Raw genomic sequence first — 19,261 nt, 5'->3', positions numbered from 1 at the left:
ACATAGAGACCGTCTCACGCATGAATGAAGTTCTATCACCTCGCCCGACCATTTCCAGCATCATCTCGCCGGAGGGCAGCCTCGAAGTACTCTCTCAGCAGGAGGTCAACCGGCTGCAGAGCACGTCGCAAACCGGCCTGCACGATCTGTTGCGCCGCTGCGCGCTGGCGGTACTCAACTGCGGAAATCCTTCTGATGACAGCCTCGCGATTCTCGAAGCCTACAAGGATTTCGACATCGAGGTGCTCCAGCAGGATCGTGGTATTCGCTTGAAGCTGACCAACGCCCCGGCGGAGGCCTTCGTCGACGGCCACATGATTCGCGGTATTCGCGAGCATCTCTCGTCGATTCTGCGTGACATCGTCTACGTCTATAACGAGATCCAGCAGCACAATCGCTTCGATCTGACCACCGGCGAAGGCACGACCAACGCGGTGTTTCATATTCTGCGCAAGGCGGGCACGTTAAAGCCCGGCCTCGACCCGAGCCTGGTGGTGTGCTGGGGCGGCCACTCGATCTCTCGCCAGGAGTATGACTACTCCAAGGACGTGGGCTATCAGCTGGGCCTGCGCGAAATGGATATCTGCACCGGCTGCGGCCCCGGCGCCATGAAAGGCCCGATGAAAGGCGCCAACGTGGCCCACGCGAAGCAGCGGCGCAAGGGTGGGCGCTATCTCGGGATTTCCGAGCCAGGCATCATCGCCGCCGAGGCGCCGAACCCGATCGTCAACGAGCTGGTGGTCATGCCGGATATCGAAAAGCGCCTGGAAGCGTTCGTGCGCTTGGGCCACGGCATCATCGTGTTCCCCGGTGGGGTGGGTACCGCTGAGGAGATTTTGTACCTGCTCGGCATTTTGCTCCACCCCAACAACGCTACCACGCCCTTCCCGCTCATCTTCACCGGCCCCGCGGATTCCGCCGCCTACTTCGAGAAGATCGACGAGTTTTTGGTTTACACCCTGGGTGAGGAGATTCGCCGCTACTACACCATCATTACTGGCGATGCGGTGGCGGTCGCTCGGCGCATGCGCGAAGGTATCGACGCGGTCACGCACTTTCGCCGCGAACACCAGGACGCGTTCTACTACAACTGGCGTCTCAATATTGCCCGCGAGTTCCAGGCAACCTTCGAGCCGACCCACGAAGCGATGAAAAACCTGGCACTTCACCGCAATCAGCCGACCCACGAGCTTGCCGCCAACCTGCGCCGGGCGTTTTCCGGTATCGTCGCCGGCAACGTCAAGGAGCCGGGCATTCGCGCGATCAAGGCCCATGGCCCCTTCGAGCTCTCCGCCGAGCCGGAGCTGATGACGCGTTTGGACGAGCTCTTGAGCTCCTTTGTCACCCAAGGGCGGATGAAGCTCGACGGCCAGCCCTACACGCCCTGCTACGTGCTCAAGAATTGAGCCTTTGCCGACTCACTCAAGGATGAACGCGTGATCGTTGCGTTTTTGACCCTGCTCGCCGCCGGCATCGTCAAGGGGGCGATCGGCTCCGGCGTACCGGTGATCGTGGTGCCGATCTTCACCATGCTCTACAACGTGCGCGTGGCGATCGCGCTGCTGGTGGTCTCCAACCTTTGCAGCAACGCGCTTCAAGTGTGGCAGTACCGCCACCACTTGCTGCCCTGGCGCTTTTTAGCTAGCTTCTCGATCGCCGGCTGTGCGGGCATCGTTGTCGGTACTTGGGGGCTGGTGGCGCTTTCACACGATACGCTATCGCTGGGCGTGGCCGGGGCGATCGTGCTTTATCTAGCAATCAAACTGCTGCGGCGCAAAATGGCGCTCTCCATGGCCTGGGCCGAGCGGCTCGTGCTGCCGGTCGGGCTCATTGGCGGGGTGCTTCAAGGCGCGGCGGGCATGTCGGCGCCCGCTTCGATCACGTTCCTGAATGCCATGCGGCTCGACCGGCGCGTATTCATTGGCTCGATCTCGGTGTTTTTCTGCGCGATTACCGTCGCACAGATACCGGCGTTGATGGCTGCGGGCCTTTTGAGCTTGGAGCTTACGCTTTACAGCGCTGCCGCTTTCGCCGTCATTGCGCTGGGCATGCCGCTCGGCGCCGCGCTGGGCAAGCGCTTACCCTACGTGTGGTTCGACAATCTCATCGTGCTGCTACTGGCCGCCATCGCGGTAAAAATCATTACTGACGTGTTTCTTTAACCCGAGCGCGCTGTGCCCGACGCAAATATCGGGCGAAACACTATACTGATGTCCATGCGCTCCTGCGCAATTTATGCAAGACCACGAAAGAACCCTGCAAGACCACGTACTGACAAGGAAAGGATCCCCAAATGGAAATGATCAACCAGCTTCAGGAAGGCCCGACCAAGGCGTTCGCCAAACACTGTTTCGAAGCCTACTCCCCGGAGGAGCTCGAAAAAGCCGCCGAGGGCGCGCCGGACAAGGATGAAATGGAGCACTGGGGTATAAACGCCGGCCAGTGGGAAGAAGCCGTTACCACCGCACTCGCCGACCACCGCGCTCAGCAGGAATAAATACGTTCTCGTTGCCGCCGCTTTGACTTGCGGCGGTGACGATCAAGCGCTAATGGATAGATCGACAGGACGCCCTCTTACTTCGTCAAGGAGGCATCATGAGAAAGTGGATCATGCTGGCGGTATTCAACTGGCTACGAAAGCCCGCCAACCGCCAAAAGGTAAAAAACGCCTGGGACAAGCATCGCGGTAATACCACCAACCGCGCACAGCGCCCCCAAAATGGGCGCCCTACTGGTCAGCAGCGTCGCCCTAATGATCTTGATGATCGTTACTGATGAGCCAAAAAAACCGCCGCTTGGGCTAGCCCAAGCGGCGGTTTTTCATATTGGTCGGAGTGACAGGATTCGAACCTGCGACCTTTGCAACCCCATTGCAACGCGCTACCAAGCTGCGCCACACTCCGATGCCCACTGGCTTAACGCCTCAGGACGGTGCGTATACTAGCGTTTAAAGCCGCAAATGAAAAGACCTTTTTACGCTTTCTTATCAAATGCTTGGCCAATTGATTAGGAAGCATCTAATAACAGCGTTTTCATCTGCTCGAAAACGCCCGGGGCGGTAATCAAAAGCTCGTCAGGGTACAGGTCAGGCGAAACCCCGTCAGGCACCTCGACCAGGCGCCCAAGCGTGGCCCCCGCTTCCCGCGCGATCACCCAGCCCGCGGCGAAATCCCAGGGCGAGACCGACTCGACGTAGGCGTCCAAGCGCCCGCAGGCGATATCGCAAATATCCAGCGCCGCGGCGCCGTTACGGCGAATGTCTTGGCAGTTGGTCAAAATGGCTTCCAGGCGTGGCATCAGCGCCTTACGCGCGGCGCGATCATAAGGGAAACCGGTACCTACCAGCGTCGCGGGAAGTTCGGTCGCCGAGCTTGGCTTGATCGGCTGACCGTTACAAAACGCGCCACCGCCTTCAAAGGCGGTGAAGGTCTCCCCAAGAAACGGCGCGTGTACGACCCCGATTTTACCCACGCCCTTCTCGAGCCAAGCAATGGAAACCGCCACGTGACGAAGCCCTTGGGCAAAATTGACCGTACCGTCGATGGGGTCCACCACCCACAGCGGTTCCTGAGTACCCAAGCCCTGATCCGGGCTCAATTCTTCGCTAAGCTGAAGCTCGCCGGGAAAGCGTTGGCTCAACGCTTCGCTGATATATGTATCGACCGCTACATCGACATCGGTCACCAGCTCGATGCCCGCTTTCAAACGCTGATCGAAGCGCTGTTCTTCTCGCGCCTTCAGGATCATGCGCCCCGCCTCTTCGGCAATGCGCACCGTCTCTTCCAAACGCGACTTCAAGGTATCCGCCATGCTGACTCCCTTACCGTTGAGCTAAACGCTTTATGGTAAGGAGTTCCCATGGCGGTGTCATGACATTAACGGATCAGCGCATTAGTAATGATATCAACCACCACTTGCGTCGCGGCTTCGATCAGCACCACGTCGGCCCCAACGCGGCGCCACTCGTAGCCGGAATACTGCGGAAGCTCACGATAGACGGAATCATCGAAGCGCTTAGCGATCCCGGGAGGTAAGGGTTTTCCTTGTTCCAAACGGTTCTGCATGCCCGGCGGCAGTGAAGAGTCCGCGCGAACATCGTACTGGCGCAGAATGCGGAGGATGTCCTGATCGTTGAAGCGAGGCAGATCGCTGTAGGAGTGAGACTCTGCATGGCCGCGATGTGAATTGCCGCGCTGCTGGTGCTCCTGATGATGGCCTTGCGAATTGCCGCGCGCGCCATGAGCTGGAGCGTGGGCGGGTTGGGCTAGCGCAACGGCGTGCCATGTAAATGACGCCGCAATCATGATGCTCAACGTATAAATTTTCATATCAAGGCTCCTTTTGAATGGAATCCCTAGCTTAGTATGAAATTGAGAATGAATTATGAATTTAAGTATAACGCACCAAATTAAAGAAAACTTAAAAAAAAGCAACCAATGAGTTACTGTAAAGCTAATTTTATAATACTAATAACTACGCTTTAACAACCTAATGCGTTAACAACTAGACTTTTACTTCTCAAAATAAAAAATCTTAAAGAGGAAACAGAATCAGCTCTTTGCTAATAAAGGTATCGATCGCTATATAGAAATTGGTTACCCGCTTAATGCTGCTTCCAAATATCGATCTAAACGGAGATTTTATCGAATCCTCACAATTCCATACGTGACTTTAGGGTAACCGCCATTCTGACTCCCTTACCGTTGAACTAAATGCATTATGGTAATGAGTTCCCACGGTGGTGTCATGACATTAACGGATTAGCGCATTGGTAATAATTTTGACCACCACTTGAGTCGCAGCTTCAATAAGCACGACGTCGGCCCCAACGCAGCGCCACTGGTAGCTTGAATACTGTGGAAGCTCACGATAGACGTAATCATCGAAGCGCTTGGCGATCCCGAGAAGTAAGGTTTTTCCTTGTTCCAAACGGTTCTGTATGCCCGGCGGCAGTGAAGAGTCCGCGCGAACATCGTACTGGCGCAGGATGCGGAGGATGTCCTGATCGTTGAAGCGAGGCAGGTCGCTGTAGGAGTGTGACTCTTCATGGCCGCGATGTAAATTACCGCGCTGCTGGTGTTCCTGATGGTGGCCTTGCGAGTTGCCTCGTGCGCTATGGGCAGGTGTGTTGACAGATTAGACTAACGTAAAAGCGTGCAATGATATGCAACCAGCCATCACGATGCCTAAAGTAGAAATTTTTACAACTTTTGTTTTCAGTTAGTTGGAATTTAATATTAAAAGTTAGCTATTTAACAAAAAATTTTAAGCCACTGCCTTGTTAGAGCAATGGCCTAATTTAGTTTATCTTAAGTTCTGCATGCTTGTGGTAGCTGAGAAGTATCTGCTGAAGCAGCGTCAGAACCTGCAACAACTGTACACGCCCAAGAATTGTTAGCTAATGTATAAATAAAATTCGCACCTGTGAGTGTCGCAGTATTATTTGCAGCACTGTATGCGGTTAGAGCAACGTTATTATCAGCACCCACCGTAGCAGGAATACCTAAGTTATCAGCTACTTGTACATTAGTACCTGTATTATTAGAGGCAATTTCAGCTGCGACGAGTGATCGATAAGAATTCATTTCTCCAAACTCAGCTGCAAACTCAGACCTTTCGATATAATTCTGATACTGAGGTACAGCTACAGCCGCCAAAATTCCAATAATCGCCACAACAATTAGCAGCTCGATCAAGGTAAAACCGCCCTGGTCGTACCGGCGCGGTTGAGAAGTCGTGGGGGTTTGCATTTGTGAAGTCCCTTGCATTGTGCGTTATGGAGCTAAAAGAGCTTAGCCGCTTGGATTGTCACATTAGCTCAGCCCCTACAGGCTTACAACTAGCTTTATAAGCCTTTTTTTTACGCTATTCAGACGTTTTGACCAAACGTATTCGTGCACTATAGTCCTTTTAGGTGGTAGCTAACGATTTCAGTTGCTTCCTTCCATGTACCTCCTGCGCTGCGAGCCCCTATGAACTCTTCCGCCTTCGATCAGCCCTTGGCTACACGTGCGCTTAGCGGTATTGCGAAACGGCTCGTGGCTCACGGGGTGATGACCCAAGGCCAGGCCGAAGTCGCCGATACGACGTCTGCCGAGCTTGAAGTCTCGTTTTTGGAACACGTGGTTGAAAGCGGGCTGGTGGGCTCGGCCGATGCGGTGCTGGGTGCCGCTTGGGAGTATGGTCTGCCAGTGGTGGATTTGGAGTCCATAAAGATTAGCGCGCTCCCCCCCGCCAGCGACTACCCGGTCAAGATTCTCGAAAAACTGGATGCCCTGCCACTGGCGCGTCACGGCCACCGATTGACCGTGGCGGTGCCCTACCCAGCCACGCTCACACGACTCGACGAGCTGCAATTCGCAACCAATCTTACCCTTGAAGGCGTGCTGGCCCCGGTCGAGCAAATACGCAACAACCTGGCGCAATACGTCTCGCAAAACGAGCGCAGTTTGCTGGACGAGCTGGAGGGCGTGAATGACGCCGTGGGCGAGTTGAATCTCGTTCAGGATGACGACGACAAGGAGGCTACACTCGAGGGTTCTGTAGCGAACAAGGACGATGCGCCGGTAGTCAAGTTCGTCAACAAGGTACTGCTCGATGCGATCAGCCGGGGGGCATCGGATATTCACTTCGAGCCCTTCGAGTCGCAATACAGGGTACGTTTTCGCATTGACGGTATGCTTCTCGAAGTGGCCAGGCCACCCTTTTCAATGCGCGATCGAATTGCCGCGCGCCTAAAAATAATGTCGCGACTCGATATCTCCGAACGTCGCCTGCCCCAGGACGGAGCGATCAAGCTGCAGCTTTCGCGTACTCGCTCCATCGACTTTCGCGTTAACTCCCTACCCACCGTTTATGGCGAAAAACTGGTGCTGCGTATACTCGACCCCTCCTCGGTACGGCTAGGCATCGAGCAGTTGGGCTTTAGCGCCGACCAACGGCGTGAGTACGAGTACGCGCTCAAGCGCCCTCAGGGCATGATTTTGGTAACAGGGCCAACCGGTAGCGGCAAAACAGTAACGCTCTATACCGGTATCAGCATGCTCAACGAGATCGAGCGCAATATCTGTACCGCCGAGGATCCAGTCGAGATCAAAGTGTCCGGCATTAACCAGGTCAACGTACTGCCGAAGATTGGGCTCAACTTCGCCAGTGCCCTGCGCGCTTTTTTGCGCCAGGATCCGGATGTGGTCATGGTCGGTGAGATTCGCGATTTGGAAACTGCCGAAATCGCGGTCAAAGCGGCGCAAACCGGTCACATGGTGCTCTCCACAGTTCACACCAATTCGGCGGCGCAAACTCTTACGCGTTTGGCCAACATGGGGGTGGCGTCCTACAACATTGCAAGTTCAGTGACGCTGATCATTGCCCAGCGACTTGCGCGTAGGCTTTGCACGCACTGTAAAGCCCCGGCAGACATTCCTCAGGAAGCATTGTTAAAAGCCGGCTTTCCCAAGGACCAGCTCAACAACGTGACAATCTATAAAGCGGTCGGCTGCAAAAAATGCACTCAAGGGTACAAGGGCCGGGTGGGAATATATGAAGTGCTACCGATCAGCGACGCCATGCGTAACCTGATCATGCGGGACGGCAACGCTATCGAAATCGATGAACTGGCGCGCAAGGAGGGCCACCCGAGCCTATACCAGAGCTGTCTTCAACGCGTGCTCGATGGCAGCACGAGCCTTGAAGAAGTCAACCGAATCAGCAAGGAGTAGCCCCGCAATGGCCAAAGCGAAAGCGCGTATCAAGCTGGCGCCTCTGCACCGATGGAAATGGCAGGGAAAGGGGCCAAAGGATCGGCTTATGAAGGGAGAGCTGATCGGCCGCAGTCGGGACGACATCATCGACCAGCTCGCCAAGCAGCGTATCACCGTTCTCAAGATTCAAAAGCGCAACAGTCTGAGCGGTCGTGGAAAGGTAGCAAACATCGATATCATGCTATTTGCGCGTCAAATGGCCACCATGATGCGCGCGGGCATCCCGATTCTTCAGGCGCTTCAAGCGATTTCCGAAAGTATGAAGAAGCCTGCCATGGTCGATCTTACACAGCAGATCATGCGCGATGTCTCCTCGGGCGATAGCCTCTCGCAGGCGATGGCGCGCCACCCCAAACAGTTCGACCGACTATTCGTAAACTTGGTCAACGCCGGCGAGCAGGCCGGCGCGCTGGATCAGATGCTCGAGCGCATCGCAATTTACAAGGAGAAAGTCGCCTCGCTCAAAAGCCGGGTAAAAAAGGCGCTCTGGTATCCGGCGGCGGTACTCACCATCGGCCTTGCCGTGACCATGATTCTACTGGTCGTCGTCGTGCCGGAATTCGAAAGCATGTTTCAGGGTTTCGGCGCGGAGCTTCCAGTGCTGACCCAGCTCACCGTCCAGTTTTCCGAACTCGCTCAGGTGTTTTGGCTGCCTACGCTTGCGCTGATCGTCGGCGCTATATTTTTACTCAAGGCGGCGGCGCGGCGCTCAGAAAACGTCGCGTACAAGATCGATCAGTTTATGCTGCGCCTGCCGGTGCTGGGCGACATTCTGCACAAATCCGCGGTATCGCGCTTTACGCGCACGCTAGCGACCACGTTCAGCTCCGGCGTGCCGCTGATCGAAGGCTTGGAAACCGCCTCCGGCGCGGCGGACAATCGCGTTTATATGAGAGCGATCAACGAAGTGCGCCAGGATGTGACCACCGGCCAACAGCTTCACTTTGCCATGCGCCTAACCAACCGCTTCCCCGCGCTGGCCGTGCAGATGGTCAGTATCGGTGAGGAGGCCGGCTCGCTCGATGCCATGCTCAATCGCGTAGCCGATTACTACGATGAGGAAGTCGAAAATAAGGTCGACACCCTCACCTCGCTAATGGAACCGGTTATAATCGTGGTTCTGGGGATTCTGGTCGGGGGCGTCGTCGTTTCAATGTACCTGCCCATTTTCGAAATCGGTACCGCGCTTTAATCGCCTATCGACATTCAACCACGCACCGCCACTCAACCACGCTTCGGAGCACCATGGGCTTACCGCCAGCCGTTCTGTACCCACTCGTTTTCTTTGTTGGCCTCTGTCTCGGCAGCTTTTTGAACGTCGTCATCACGCGCTTGCCCGTCATGCTGATGCGAGCTTGGCGCGAGGAGGCACAGCAAGCCCTCGAAATCCCCGTCGATCACGCACCGCGCTTCAACCTCGCCGTGCCCTCCTCGATGTGTCCGCGCTGCGAAGCGCCCATCGCTTGGCACGATAACCTGCCGCTGTTGGGCTGGCTTAAGCGCCGCGGCCGCTGCGCTCATTGCCAAACGCGCATCAGCGCGCAGTATCCGCTCGTTGAACTCGCCGGCGGGCTTTTGGCGGTGGCAGTCGTCGCGCTCCATGGCGCCGATTTTCAAGCGCTGTTCGTGTATGCGGCGTGTTTGACGCTGCTGGCGCTGGCCGTGATCGATTTTCGCACGTTTTTGCTGCCGGACACGCTGACCCTGCCACTTCTTTGGCTAGGGTTCATATATCAGCTGCTGTTTCAGCCTTTTATGATCACGCAGGCGGTGGTCGGGGCGATCGCGGGCTATCTTGCGCTGTGGAGTTTCTACTGGCTTTTCAAGCTCGTTACCGGCAAGGAAGGCATGGGCTACGGCGACTTCAAGCTGCTGGCGGCGTTAGGCGCTTGGCTCGGCTGGACGTTCTTGCCGCTTTTGCTGGTGCTTTCAGCGGGGCTTGGGGCTGTGGTCGGCGGATTCGCCCAGCTGCTCTTGCCGACTCTGCGCGGCAAACCTCTTCCCTTTGGCCCGTTTCTGGCGCTCGCCGGGTGGGTGTGTCTTTTGGTCGGTGACGAGCTGTTTGCGCTCTACGCCGCGCTAAGCTATTAACCCGTACTCAAGGAAATGGCGCGATAACATGATCATTGGATTGACAGGGGGTATCGGCTCGGGCAAATCGACCGTGGCAAAAGCGTTCGAAGCGCTTGGCATTGGCTACGTGGATGCCGACGACGTTGCCCGAGAGGTCGTCGAGCCAGGCGAGCCGGCGCTTTCAGAAGTCGCCGATCGTTTTGGCCAGCACGTGTTGAAGGCAGACGGCAGCCTCGACCGCGCCGCGCTTCGCGAGCTCATCTTCAACGAGTCGTCAGAGCGCGCGTGGCTCGAGTCGGTCACCCACCCGCGCATTCGCCAACGCATTACCGAACGCTTGAAGATGCTGAAACGCCACTCCCCTTACGTGCTGCTCGTCTCACCGTTGCTGTTCGAATCCGGCCAAGCGGCGCTAGTCGCGCGAACGCTGGTCGTCGATGTTAGTATGGATACCCAGCGCGAGCGTACCTTACGCCGGGATGGCGTTAGCGCCGCGCAGATCGAAGCCATTCTGGCCGCTCAGCTCTCGCGCGAAGAGCGCCTGATGCGCGCGGATGACGTGCTGGACAACGACGGCGCCCCGGAGCGTCTCGAGGCTCAGGTGGCGGCGCTAGATGAGCGTTACCGCCACATGAGCCAGGCGAACTCGCCATAGGCATCAAAACGTTCGTAAATAATCCAACAGTCACGTCAACCCGATTTGATGAAAGCGTTGTTACCCAGGAGTTTTATGTCCCCCGCGAATGATTCCCCGTTCGAAGTCGACTGCCCTCAGTGCGCTAAAAAAGTGGCCTGGGCGCCGGAAAGCACTTATCGGCCTTTTTGCAGCAAGCGCTGCCAGCTTTTGGATTTGGGTGCCTGGGCGGACGAGTCGCATCGCATCGGCGGCGAATCGGCCATGGACGAAGCGGATATCGAAACGCTGCTCGCCCAGGCCGATAAGGATGCGCCGCTCTCATGAGGGATTTTGCCGATACGCCCCTTATAGCCGCGGCCGGGCTCTTACGTGACTAGCCCGGAGCCTACCGCCTACCATCTTTTCTTCGAACTCGATGCGCGCTTCGACGAGCTGATGGGGGCGATCGATCACGCCGCGTCGCTCTTCGAGGCTAAGCCGCCGCCTAGCTGGCAACTCGAAGCAAGCGCCTTGGGGCTCCACTGGTTTCGCCAGTCACTGATGGATATGTGGCACGTTGAGGGACAGGACGGGCGTGAGACGCGTAATTACATTGCCGTGGTCGCGGCGGGTGAAACGCTGCTCTCAGCGGTCGAAGAGGTCAATCGTAAAAAGAGCGCCATTGGCGAGCTGATCAAACGTATCAAAACGCTCTCGCCTCACGCGTTGACCGAGGCGAAAAGCCGACTGCCTGCACGCCATCCCCACGTGGACGATGTGCTGCGTAAAAGCGGTATGGCGCGGCTTCATTTAAAGCAGTGTTGGCGCCATATACCGATCGCGCCGGCGCCAGTGGCCAGGGTACGGCTTGCTTGGTATACCAGCGGTCGCTCGATCAAAAAGCTCAGCGTTGGAGATGCTGAAAAAAAGCTTTTGCAGCTCGATATCGACGCACCGCATATTCGGATTCAGCTGCAAAAACTCGCGGGCATCCCTAGTGGTGAAACGCTGGCTCAGGTACAGGCACAAGCCCCTCTCATGCGCGCCAATCTGTTCTTTGTCGAACCGCTTGAAGACGGCCACACGAGGCGAGCACATAATATCGCCATGCCGTTAATCGTTCCGAGCTTTGAGGCACGTTTACCGCATATCAAGGCGCCCGACAACACGCCACCCACCGAGCGTACTCGCGCCAAGCGCCGTGATGAAAAGCTTGAGAGCGTGCCGTTTCTACCTAGCCTTCGGATCTACCGCTACCGCTAAGCGCCGACACGGTAGGCTCACTGATCGCGGGCATATCGTCTTTTGACCAAAGACCAAATTCCAACAGGCTTTGGACCAGCGCCAGGACTTTTTTATCACGGTAGCCCGCCTCGATACAAAGCGCTTTCAAACGCTCCTCGAACTGACGCTCGTGCTCTTGTAAGCGGGTCTGGTTCTCTTCCTCTTCCAGATCCTTGAGCGAGCGCACGGGTGGGCCGGTTGGGATATTGAAACGATTGCCCGGACTTTCAAGCTGTCGCAGGGCTTCGGCGAAGGCGTCGTCGAGCTCGCGAAACTTGCGCAGTTTATCGCGTTCATCCACTTGTTTATGAGCCTTTTGATATTTCATTGAACTTGAATTCACACCTTACTTAAGAAAAGAGAGCATCCTTTATTGGCACTAATGATCGACTTTAACGCCATCATGTCTGTATGCACGCAATGGCTCGGCGTCAAAATTAAGACAGATGCCTTAAAACGATAAAAGCTACCAATGTTCAAATCGCAGTGAGAGCGAGTTTTGCTCTACATCCACGTCCAACGTTAGCGAAGAAAGCCACTTCATTTCGGCGGAAACTGCTCGTTCTTACGCCGGCTGGCTCATCGGCAGACATTACGAGAAAAGCCAATAGCGTGGAATACTACCCTGCCCGCCTGATACGAGCATCAACCACTATAGCGTAACTATTCGATTTGTGAGTCGATTCATGAGTAGTTACATGACCCGAACCACCCTTACGGAGACGTTTGAATCACAGAGTCAGGATTGGATGCCATTGTCTGGATTGGGTTCCCTGGACAAGGCTTCGGATATCGCACTGTTTTAAAACAATGCAGGATAGTCAGTAGGGGTTGTCTGACATACCGCCAAGCACCTTTACGGCTTTTAAGCGCTTCTACCACGACCACCTTTCGAAATAAAAAACCGGCGCCCTCGGAAAAGGCACCGGTCGTATTCTTAGCTATCCTGTTGCTCGAGCCAGGATTCTACGGTTTCGTCACCGTACTCGTCTTTCCAACTGCGAAGGCCTTTGTGATTACCGCCACGGGTTTCAATGACTTCACCTGTGTGCGGGTTCTTGTACACTTTTAAACGGCGCTTACGGCGATTGCTGGAAGCCGCAGAGGCCTTGGGAGCGGCGCTGCTACCGCGCTGGTCATTCGACGGATCCAGCATGGCAATGACGTCGGCCGGTTTTTTACCGAACTCGTTCATTAAGGCTTCAAGTTTGGATTTAAACTCCAGCTCGCTTTTAAGTCGCTGATCGCCTTCCAGACGTTGAAGGTCTTCCTGCAGCTGCTTTAACTGCTGCTCTTTTTGCATGTACTCATTTAGCAATGACATGGGGATTCCTTGATAAACTATGACTGGAAAAGCAAAACGTCTAAAGCCGTCTACTTATCGCGAGGCGGCAACATTATTGCTTCAATTGCTTTAATTGACAATAGTCTAGTTGATTTAAAGCCGAATACTAAACGTTTTTTTATATAAAGTGCGTTTAGAACTTTAATCCTGGCCGTCTTAAAGAGGCAAAAAGGTCGTTATTTAATGAAGTACAAAAAAAAACGCCACCCGAAGGTGGCGTTTTTAAGATAAAGCCGGACTATTAGTCCTGGCCCATCTGCTGCTTGATCAGATCGCCGATCGTGGTAGCACCGCCACCGCCGGTTTCGGAATCCTGCTCGCGCAGTTTCTTCATATTCTGACGAGTATCGTCCTGCTCTTTCGCTTTGATCGACAGATTGATCTGACGGCTCTTGCGATCAACGTTCACGATACGCGCTTCGACGCTATCGCCTTCGTTCAGCACGTTACGCGCGTCTTCGACGCGGTCAGCGCTGATTTCAGACGCCTTGAGAATAGCAACGACATCGGTTGCCAGCTCAACGTGCGCTTCTTTCGCATCGACTTCGACAACGCGGCCAGTCACGATGCTGCCCTTGTCGTTGACTGAGAGGTATTCGGCAACCGGATCGGAATCCATTTGCTTGATACCCAAGGAGATGCGCTCGCGCTCCGGATCGATCGACAGGATAACGGCTTCAGCTTCATCGCCTTTCTTGAAGTTGCGAACCGCTTCTTCGCCGGTTTCTGTCCAGGAGATGTCGGACAGGTGAACCAGGCCGTCGATGCCGCCTTCCAAACCAATGAAGATACCGAAATCGGTGATCGACTTGATGGTGCCAGAAACGCGGTCGCCCTTGTTGTACTCAGCGTTGAAGGTTTCCCACGGGTTAGCGGTGCACTGCTTGATACCCAGAGAAATACGACGACGCTCTTCGTCGATGTCCAACACCATGACGTCGACATCGTCGCCCACTTGAACGACTTTAGACGGATGGATGTTCTTGTTGGTCCAGTCCATTTCGGAAACGTGAACCAGACCTTCGACGCCCTCTTCGAGCTCGGCAAAGCAGCCGTAGTCGGTCAGGTTAGTGACGACCGCGTGTACTTTGGTGCCTTCCGGGTAGCGCGCCTTGATGTTGACCCACGGATCTTCGCCTAGCTGTTTGAGACCCAGCGATACGCGGTTGCGCTCGCGGTCGAACTTCAGCACTTTGACGTTGATCTCATCGCCCACGGCAACGATTTCGGACGGATGCTTGATGCGCTTCCAGGCCATGTCGGTGATGTGCAGCAGGCCGTCAACGCCGCCCAGGTCGACGAAGGCGCCGTAATCAGTCAGGTTCTTAACGATACCCTTGATTTGCTGGCCTTCTTGCAGAGTAGCGAGCAGCGCTTCACGCTCGGCGCTGTTTTCGGCTTCAAGCACGGCGCGACGCGAAACAACGACGTTGTTGCGCTTCGGATCCAGCTTGATAACCTTGAAGTCGAGTTCTTTATTTTCCAGGTGCGCGGTATCGCGAACCGGACGAACGTCGACCAGTGAACCCGGCAGGAAGGCACGGATAGAGTCAACGTCGACTGTGAAGCCGCCTTTAACTTTACCGTTGATCACGCCCTTGATGATTTCGTCTTTCTCGAAGGCCGCTTCCAGAATCTTCCAGGCTTCAGCACGCTTGGCTTTTTCGCGCGACAGACGCGTTTCGCCGAAACCGTCTTCGACGGCTTCCAGTGCAACGTGAACGTCATCGCCGATGGCGATGGTGAGTTCACCGTTGTCATCGCGGAACTGAGCCGCGGGGATTTGGCCTTCGGATTTCAGACCAGCATTAACGGTAACCCAGTCACCGTCGATGTCGACAACTTGGGCCGCGACGATGGCGCCCGGCTCCATGTTGATGTCGTTAAGAGACTGTTCAAACAGTTCAGCAAAGCTTTCGCTCATGGTTTTCCTACGTGATCAACGTTGTTGAGGCGTAATGCCTTCTCCGTACCACCAGCGAGTACGGGCCTATGTAACTCAGCTTCCGGGGGTGTTAGCGCTGGTTGGACCTGACCGGGCTCTCTGATATGAACGATCATATGAATTGCCGCCCTGCCATGTCGTGACACCTTCCCAAAAACGCCGCAAGGGAGAATCAGCCTCTGCTTGCAAGCCCTTTTTGAGCCAGCAACTGCGTCAGACGATCAACCACTTCCGGTATACTCAGGCGCGTGGTGTCAAGCGTTACGGCATCAGATGCCGGCTTGAGCGGGGCCACGCTGCGCTGCGTGTCGCGTGCATCGCGTGCCTGAATCTCCTTCAAAAGACTCGAAAGACTAGCATCCACGCCGGCGTCCTGCAACTGCTTGAAGCGCCTTCGCGCCCGCTCCTCGGCGCTGGCGGTCAGAAACACCTTGACCGGCGCATCGGGGAAAACGACCGTACCCATATCGCGGCCGTCCGCGACGAGCCCCGGCGTCTGGCAAAAATCACGCTGTCGCTCCAAGAGCCCTTGGCGAACGCCGGGAAGCGATGCCACCTGGGAGGCGCGTTCGCCGGCCTGCTCGGTGCGAATAACCCGGGTGACATCCTCGCCTTCCAGTAGCGTACGCGGCGCACCCGCTTCGACCGGAAAAGCGGCGTCCAGCGATAGCGCCAAACGCTCCAGGGCCGGCTCGTCGTCTAGCGCTACGCCGTGTTTGAGCGCCGCCTGGGCGGTCAGCCGGTAGAGTGCGCCGCTGTCGAGCAGATGCCAGCCCAGGCGCTCGGCGATCAAGCCGCTGATGGTACCCTTACCGGCCCCGCCCGGGCCGTCGATGGTGAGAACGGGAACGTCGATACTCACTGGCGCACCTCCTCGGCGCTCATGCCGATACGCTCGAGAAGACTCAAAAAGCCCGGGAAAGAGGTCGCGACGTTGGCGCAGTCATCGATCGTGATTTCGCTGGAAGCGCGCAGCGCCGCTACGGCAAAGGCCATGGCGATGCGGTGATCGCCCAGGCTATCGACGCTTCCACCGGCGTAGTTGGGCGCCGTGGAGTCGCCCTGCTGAGCGCCCACGATGTCGATACCGTCATTGAGCATCGTGTGCTCGATTCCAAGAATCGCAAGGCCGTCGGCCATGGCCTGCAGGCGGTCCGACTCTTTAACACGAAGCTCTTCCGCGCCGCGCAGACGCGTCGTACCTTTGGCGTTGGCAGCAGCGATAAACAGCGCCGGAAATTCGTCGATGGCCAGCGGTACCTGCTCGACCGGGATATCGATACCCGACAGCGGCGCGTAGCAAATGCGGATATCCGCCACAGGCTCGCCGCCTACCTCGCGCTCGTTCTCGAAGGCAAGATTCGCGCCCATCAGCGTCAGAATATTGATCACGCCGATGCGCGTCGGGTTCATACCCACGTGCTCGAGCGTGATATCCGAGCCAGGGGTGATCGCCGCGGCCACTAAAAAGAAGGTGGCCGAGGAGATATCCGAGGGCACGTCGATGGGCCCGGCGGTCAGGCCGTGGCCGCCTTCCAGCCAGCAAGTGTCGCCTTCGCGGTGGACCGGATAGCCGAACCCGTTGAGCATCCGCTCGGTATGATCACGAGTCGGCGCGGGTTCACGCACGCGGGTCTCACCTTCGGCGTAAAGCCCGGCAAGTAACAGGCACGACTTCACCTGTGCGCTGGCCATCGGCATGTCGTAATGGATGCCCTTGAGCGCCGAACCGCCCTTGATGACGAGAGGCGGACGTCCGCCTTCGGCGGTCTCGACGGTGGCGCCCATGGCTCTTAACGGATCCGCCACGCGCCCCATCGGGCGCTTGGTCAGCGATTCGTCGCCGGTGAGTTCGCTGTCGAAATTCTGGCCGGCCAGAAGACCGGCGAACAGGCGCATGGCGGTACCGGAGTTACCGACGTACAAGGGGCCTGCCGGCGCCTTGAGACCGTGCAGGCCTACGCCGTGAATGATCACGCGCCCCTGGTGCGGGCCTTCGATGGCCACGCCCATTTCACGAAACGCCTGAAGCGTGGCTAGGCTGTCCTCGCCTTCAAGAAACCCCTTGACCTCGGTCACGCCGTTGGCCAGTGCCCCCAGCATGATAGAGCGGTGCGACATCGACTTGTCGCCGGGCACGCGCAGGCGCCCTTGGGCCTGGCCGCCGGGTTTGACACGATAGGTAACGCGCGCGTGAGAGTGCATATGGTATTCCGCCTGATAGCTTGTTTGACTGAGTAAGGTTCCAAAGTAGCGCCGCGCATGGCTGGCCCGGTCGAAGGTGGCGATCAGCGCGTCGCTGTCGCCGCGCTCGATGGACGTTCTGAGCGTTTTCAGGCCCGCTTCGAAGTCGTCGAGTGAAGCCAGCACCGCCTCGCGGTTGGCAATGAAGATGTCGCGCCACATGACCGGGTCGCTGCCGGCGATGCGCGTGAAGTCACGAAAGCCGCCGGCAGCGTAGCGAAAGATGTCGAGGCGCTGATCCTGGCGGGCCAGCGTATCGACCAGCGAGAAGGCCAGCAGGTGCGGCAAGTGGCTGGTGCGGGCCAGCACCTGATCATGACGCTCGACGCTCATCTCCAGCACCTCGGAGCCGCAGGCCTGCCACAGCGCGTACACCCGACCAAGCGCCACCGGGTCGGCATTGGGCTCCGGGGTCAAAATCACCTTGTGGTCGATGAAGAGCGCCGGGTTGGCGGCAGCCACGCCGCTTTTTTCCGAACCGGCGATCGGGTGGCCCAGCACGACGTTGACGGGAAGCTCACCGAACACGCGCTCGACGCAGTCGCGGATCACACCCTTGGTACTGCCAACATCGGTCACGACGACATCAGCCGCCGCGCGAGCGAGCCCCGCCTTGAGGCTTTCCAGCACCGACTCCATTGCCAGCACCGGCACCGCCAGCACCACCAGCGAAACGCCGTCGAGCAGCGCCTCGAGCTCACGGCCGCCGCCGTCGATCAAACCCATTTCAACGCCGAGCGCAATCTCGCCCTCGTCCGGGTCACAGGCCAGAATCTCGCCGTCAAAGCCCCTGCTCTTGAGCGCGGCGGCGAGCGAGCCGCCCATCAGGCCAAGGCCGACGATCAAAATGCGCGGCTCACGGCACGCGGCCGCAACGCTCATCGAAGTGAGCCGCTCTGTCACATCACACCCTGCGGGTAGGAGCCCAGTACGCGCAGCTCGAGCGCACCGCGGTTGACCTCTTCGAGTACCGACGCCACCTCGGGCTCGTCGATATGGCCCTTGAAGTCGATGAAGAACACATAGTTCCAGGCACCGGTGCGCGAGGGGCGCGTTTCGATGCGGGTAAGATCGATGCCGTGGCGGTGAAACGGTTCGAGCAGATCGTGCAGCGCGCCGGGCTGGTTGCGCATAGCCACCACTACCGAAGTTTTGTCTTCACCGCAGCTCGGCACACCTTCGCTGCCGATGATCAAAAAGCGTGTGGAGTTATCCGGCCGGTCCTCGATCTTTTCTGCAATATGGGTCAGCCCGTAAAGCTTGGCCGCCATGTCGCCGGCAATCGCCGCGCTGTGCCACTCGGTCTTGACCAGTTTTGCCGCCTCGGCGTTGGAAGCCACCGGCACGCGCTCGGCGTGAGGAAAGTGGGCGTCGAGCCATTTACGGCACTGGCCAAAAGACTGCGGGTGCGAGTAGATCCGCGTGACCTTATCCTGGCGGGTGTTCTCGCTGACCAGCAGGTGGTGGTGAATACGCAGCACGACTTCGCCGCAGATCTTGATCGACGAATCGATGAAGGTATCCAGGGTGTGGTTGACCACGCCTTCGGTGGAATTTTCGACCGGCACGACCCCGTAGTTGACCGCGCCCGCCTCGACTTCGCGAAAGACCTCGTCGATGGCCGCCATCGGCAGGCTCACGGCACTGTCGCCAAAGTGCTTGAGCGCCGCCTGCTGGGTAAAGGTGCCTTCTGGTCCGAGATACGCCACCTTGATCGGCTTCTCCAGCGCCAGGCACGCCGACATGATTTCACGAAACAGCCGCGCCATCTCTTCGTCGTCAAGCGGGCCTTCGTTGAGCGACATGATCCGGCGCAACACCTGAGCTTCGCGCTCGGGCCGGTAAAACACCGCGTTTTCGTCGTCGGCCAGCTTTACGCGGGCGACCTGCTGAGCGCAGCGGGCGCGCTCGCTGATAAGACGCACGATATCCTCGTCGAGCTGGTCGATGCGCTGGCGAAGTTCACCCAAATTGATTGGCGTATCTGACATGGG

At 57.2% G+C, this 19,261-nt stretch carries 19 protein-coding genes, 1 tRNA gene and 1 pseudogene; 10 read left to right on the top strand and 11 right to left on the bottom strand.

All coding sequences use genetic code 11. The features are described from left to right. Positions 1 to 20: 20 nt before the first annotated feature. The 4 genes from ppnN (at position 21) to ACGLWX_RS00880 (ending at position 2,775) form a co-directional block, all read left to right on the top strand. The gene (gene ppnN / locus ACGLWX_RS00895; protein ID WP_396236593.1) at positions 21 to 1,406 is read left to right on the top strand and encodes a nucleotide 5'-monophosphate nucleosidase PpnN; all 1,386 of its coding nucleotides are present in this window, start codon (positions 21 to 23) and stop codon (positions 1,404 to 1,406) included. Positions 1,407 to 1,436: 30 nt separating this feature from the next. Continuing rightward, complete coding sequence (locus ACGLWX_RS00890) at positions 1,437 to 2,162, top strand: sulfite exporter TauE/SafE family protein (protein ID WP_396236591.1); 726 nt, start codon at positions 1,437 to 1,439, stop codon at positions 2,160 to 2,162. Positions 2,163 to 2,293: 131 nt separating this feature from the next. Next, positions 2,294 to 2,497 (top strand): hypothetical protein, encoded by a 204-nt coding sequence (locus tag ACGLWX_RS00885; RefSeq protein ID WP_252108707.1) that lies wholly within the window; start codon positions 2,294 to 2,296, stop codon positions 2,495 to 2,497. Between the two features lie 98 nt (positions 2,498 to 2,595). Beyond that, positions 2,596 to 2,775, top strand: coding sequence for a hypothetical protein (locus ACGLWX_RS00880; RefSeq protein ID WP_396236589.1), 180 nt, complete (start codon positions 2,596 to 2,598; stop codon positions 2,773 to 2,775). A gap of 51 nt (positions 2,776 to 2,826) precedes the next feature. On the opposite strand, the gene ACGLWX_RS00875 is transcribed toward ACGLWX_RS00880, so the two are convergent. The 5 genes and pseudogenes from ACGLWX_RS00875 to ACGLWX_RS00855 form a co-directional block, all read right to left on the bottom strand. After that, positions 2,827 to 2,903 (bottom strand) — tRNA-Pro (locus ACGLWX_RS00875). Between the two features lie 103 nt (positions 2,904 to 3,006). After that, complete coding sequence (locus ACGLWX_RS00870; RefSeq protein WP_396236587.1) at positions 3,007 to 3,810, bottom strand: inositol monophosphatase family protein; 804 nt, start codon at positions 3,808 to 3,810, stop codon at positions 3,007 to 3,009. A gap of 65 nt (positions 3,811 to 3,875) precedes the next feature. Beyond that, positions 3,876 to 4,328, bottom strand: a complete 453-nt coding sequence (locus ACGLWX_RS00865; protein ID WP_396236585.1) for an anti-virulence regulator CigR family protein — start codon at positions 4,326 to 4,328, stop codon at positions 3,876 to 3,878. Positions 4,329 to 4,752: 424 nt separating this feature from the next. After that, positions 4,753 to 5,106: pseudogene (locus tag ACGLWX_RS00860) on the bottom strand (anti-virulence regulator CigR family protein); the annotation flags it as partial. 203 nt (positions 5,107 to 5,309) lie between these two features. Then, positions 5,310 to 5,750 (bottom strand): prepilin-type N-terminal cleavage/methylation domain-containing protein, encoded by a 441-nt coding sequence (locus ACGLWX_RS00855; protein WP_396236583.1) that lies wholly within the window; start codon positions 5,748 to 5,750, stop codon positions 5,310 to 5,312. A gap of 222 nt (positions 5,751 to 5,972) precedes the next feature. On the opposite strand from ACGLWX_RS00855, the gene pilB reads away from it, so the two are divergent. The 6 genes from pilB to ACGLWX_RS00825 all read left to right on the top strand — a co-directional run bounded on the left by pilB (position 5,973) and on the right by ACGLWX_RS00825 (position 11,712). Beyond that, the gene (gene pilB / locus ACGLWX_RS00850; RefSeq protein ID WP_396236581.1) at positions 5,973 to 7,718 is read left to right on the top strand and encodes a type IV-A pilus assembly ATPase PilB; all 1,746 of its coding nucleotides are present in this window, start codon (positions 5,973 to 5,975) and stop codon (positions 7,716 to 7,718) included. Positions 7,719 to 7,725: 7 nt separating this feature from the next. Continuing rightward, positions 7,726 to 8,952, top strand: coding sequence for a type II secretion system F family protein (locus ACGLWX_RS00845; protein WP_396236579.1), 1,227 nt, complete (start codon positions 7,726 to 7,728; stop codon positions 8,950 to 8,952). Positions 8,953 to 9,005: 53 nt separating this feature from the next. Then, complete coding sequence (locus ACGLWX_RS00840; RefSeq protein ID WP_396236577.1) at positions 9,006 to 9,851, top strand: prepilin peptidase; 846 nt, start codon at positions 9,006 to 9,008, stop codon at positions 9,849 to 9,851. Between the two features lie 28 nt (positions 9,852 to 9,879). Then, the gene (gene coaE / locus ACGLWX_RS00835; protein WP_396236575.1) at positions 9,880 to 10,488 is read left to right on the top strand and encodes a dephospho-CoA kinase; all 609 of its coding nucleotides are present in this window, start codon (positions 9,880 to 9,882) and stop codon (positions 10,486 to 10,488) included. A gap of 75 nt (positions 10,489 to 10,563) precedes the next feature. Beyond that, positions 10,564 to 10,794, top strand: coding sequence for a DNA gyrase inhibitor YacG (gene yacG / locus ACGLWX_RS00830; RefSeq protein ID WP_396236573.1), 231 nt, complete (start codon positions 10,564 to 10,566; stop codon positions 10,792 to 10,794). A 45-nt stretch (positions 10,795 to 10,839) separates the two neighbouring features. Then, a complete protein-coding gene (locus ACGLWX_RS00825; RefSeq protein ID WP_396236571.1) occupies positions 10,840 to 11,712 on the top strand; it encodes a DNA replication terminus site-binding protein in 873 nt (290 codons plus the stop codon). On the opposite strand, the gene ACGLWX_RS00820 is transcribed toward ACGLWX_RS00825, so the two are convergent. From ACGLWX_RS00820 to pheA, 6 genes are all read right to left on the bottom strand, one after another. Continuing rightward, entirely contained in the window at positions 11,684 to 12,034 is a 351-nt protein-coding gene (locus ACGLWX_RS00820) for a hypothetical protein (RefSeq protein WP_396236569.1), read from the bottom strand. The genes ACGLWX_RS00825 and ACGLWX_RS00820 overlap by 29 nt on opposite strands. A 636-nt stretch (positions 12,035 to 12,670) precedes the next feature. Then, a complete protein-coding gene (locus ACGLWX_RS00815; RefSeq protein ID WP_396236567.1) occupies positions 12,671 to 13,057 on the bottom strand; it encodes a histone-like nucleoid-structuring protein, MvaT/MvaU family in 387 nt (128 codons plus the stop codon). A 262-nt stretch (positions 13,058 to 13,319) separates the two neighbouring features. Further along, positions 13,320 to 15,002, bottom strand: coding sequence for a 30S ribosomal protein S1 (gene rpsA / locus ACGLWX_RS00810; protein ID WP_252108694.1), 1,683 nt, complete (start codon positions 15,000 to 15,002; stop codon positions 13,320 to 13,322). Positions 15,003 to 15,195: 193 nt separating this feature from the next. Then, a complete protein-coding gene (gene cmk, locus ACGLWX_RS00805) occupies positions 15,196 to 15,885 on the bottom strand; it encodes a (d)CMP kinase (protein ID WP_396236565.1) in 690 nt (229 codons plus the stop codon). Further along, positions 15,882 to 18,149: a bifunctional prephenate dehydrogenase/3-phosphoshikimate 1-carboxyvinyltransferase gene (locus ACGLWX_RS00800; RefSeq protein ID WP_396236563.1), complete on the bottom strand. Its 2,268-nt coding sequence runs from the start codon at positions 18,147 to 18,149 to the stop codon at positions 15,882 to 15,884. Before ACGLWX_RS00800 ends, cmk begins: the two co-directional genes overlap by 4 nt. Before the next feature lie 17 nt (positions 18,150 to 18,166). Next, complete coding sequence (pheA, locus tag ACGLWX_RS00795; protein WP_396236561.1) at positions 18,167 to 19,258, bottom strand: prephenate dehydratase; 1,092 nt, start codon at positions 19,256 to 19,258, stop codon at positions 18,167 to 18,169. Between the last annotated feature and the right edge of the window lie 3 nt (positions 19,259 to 19,261).

Source organism: Halomonas sp. HMF6819 (assembly GCF_044335525.1).
Classification (GTDB): Bacteria; Pseudomonadota; Gammaproteobacteria; order Pseudomonadales; family Halomonadaceae; genus Vreelandella.
Note: the sequence above shows the minus strand (reverse complement) of the source record. Positions and strands in the feature narration are given on the sequence as shown.

Bases quoted from the DNA above. Each gene is read 5' to 3' on its own strand.
- ppnN (WP_396236593.1), top strand. From the start codon at position 21: ATGAATGAAGTTCTATCACCTCGCCCGACCATTTCCAGCATCATCTCG.
- ACGLWX_RS00885 (WP_252108707.1), top strand. From the start codon at position 2,294: ATGGAAATGATCAACCAGCTTCAGGAAGGCCCGACCAAGGCGTTCGCC.
- ACGLWX_RS00880 (WP_396236589.1), top strand. From the start codon at position 2,596: ATGAGAAAGTGGATCATGCTGGCGGTATTCAACTGGCTACGAAAGCCC.
- ACGLWX_RS00870 (WP_396236587.1), bottom strand. From the start codon at position 3,810: ATGGCGGATACCTTGAAGTCGCGTTTGGAAGAGACGGTGCGCATTGCC.
- ACGLWX_RS00865 (WP_396236585.1), bottom strand. From the start codon at position 4,328: ATGAAAATTTATACGTTGAGCATCATGATTGCGGCGTCATTTACATGG.
- ACGLWX_RS00855 (WP_396236583.1), bottom strand. From the start codon at position 5,750: ATGCAAACCCCCACGACTTCTCAACCGCGCCGGTACGACCAGGGCGGT.
- pilB (WP_396236581.1), top strand. From the start codon at position 5,973: ATGAACTCTTCCGCCTTCGATCAGCCCTTGGCTACACGTGCGCTTAGC.
- ACGLWX_RS00845 (WP_396236579.1), top strand. From the start codon at position 7,726: ATGGCCAAAGCGAAAGCGCGTATCAAGCTGGCGCCTCTGCACCGATGG.
- ACGLWX_RS00840 (WP_396236577.1), top strand. From the start codon at position 9,006: ATGGGCTTACCGCCAGCCGTTCTGTACCCACTCGTTTTCTTTGTTGGC.
- coaE (WP_396236575.1), top strand. From the start codon at position 9,880: ATGATCATTGGATTGACAGGGGGTATCGGCTCGGGCAAATCGACCGTG.
- yacG (WP_396236573.1), top strand. From the start codon at position 10,564: ATGTCCCCCGCGAATGATTCCCCGTTCGAAGTCGACTGCCCTCAGTGC.
- ACGLWX_RS00815 (WP_396236567.1), bottom strand. From the start codon at position 13,057: ATGTCATTGCTAAATGAGTACATGCAAAAAGAGCAGCAGTTAAAGCAG.
- rpsA (WP_252108694.1), bottom strand. From the start codon at position 15,002: ATGAGCGAAAGCTTTGCTGAACTGTTTGAACAGTCTCTTAACGACATC.
- ACGLWX_RS00800 (WP_396236563.1), bottom strand. From the start codon at position 18,149: ATGAGCGTTGCGGCCGCGTGCCGTGAGCCGCGCATTTTGATCGTCGGC.
- pheA (WP_396236561.1), bottom strand. From the start codon at position 19,258: ATGTCAGATACGCCAATCAATTTGGGTGAACTTCGCCAGCGCATCGAC.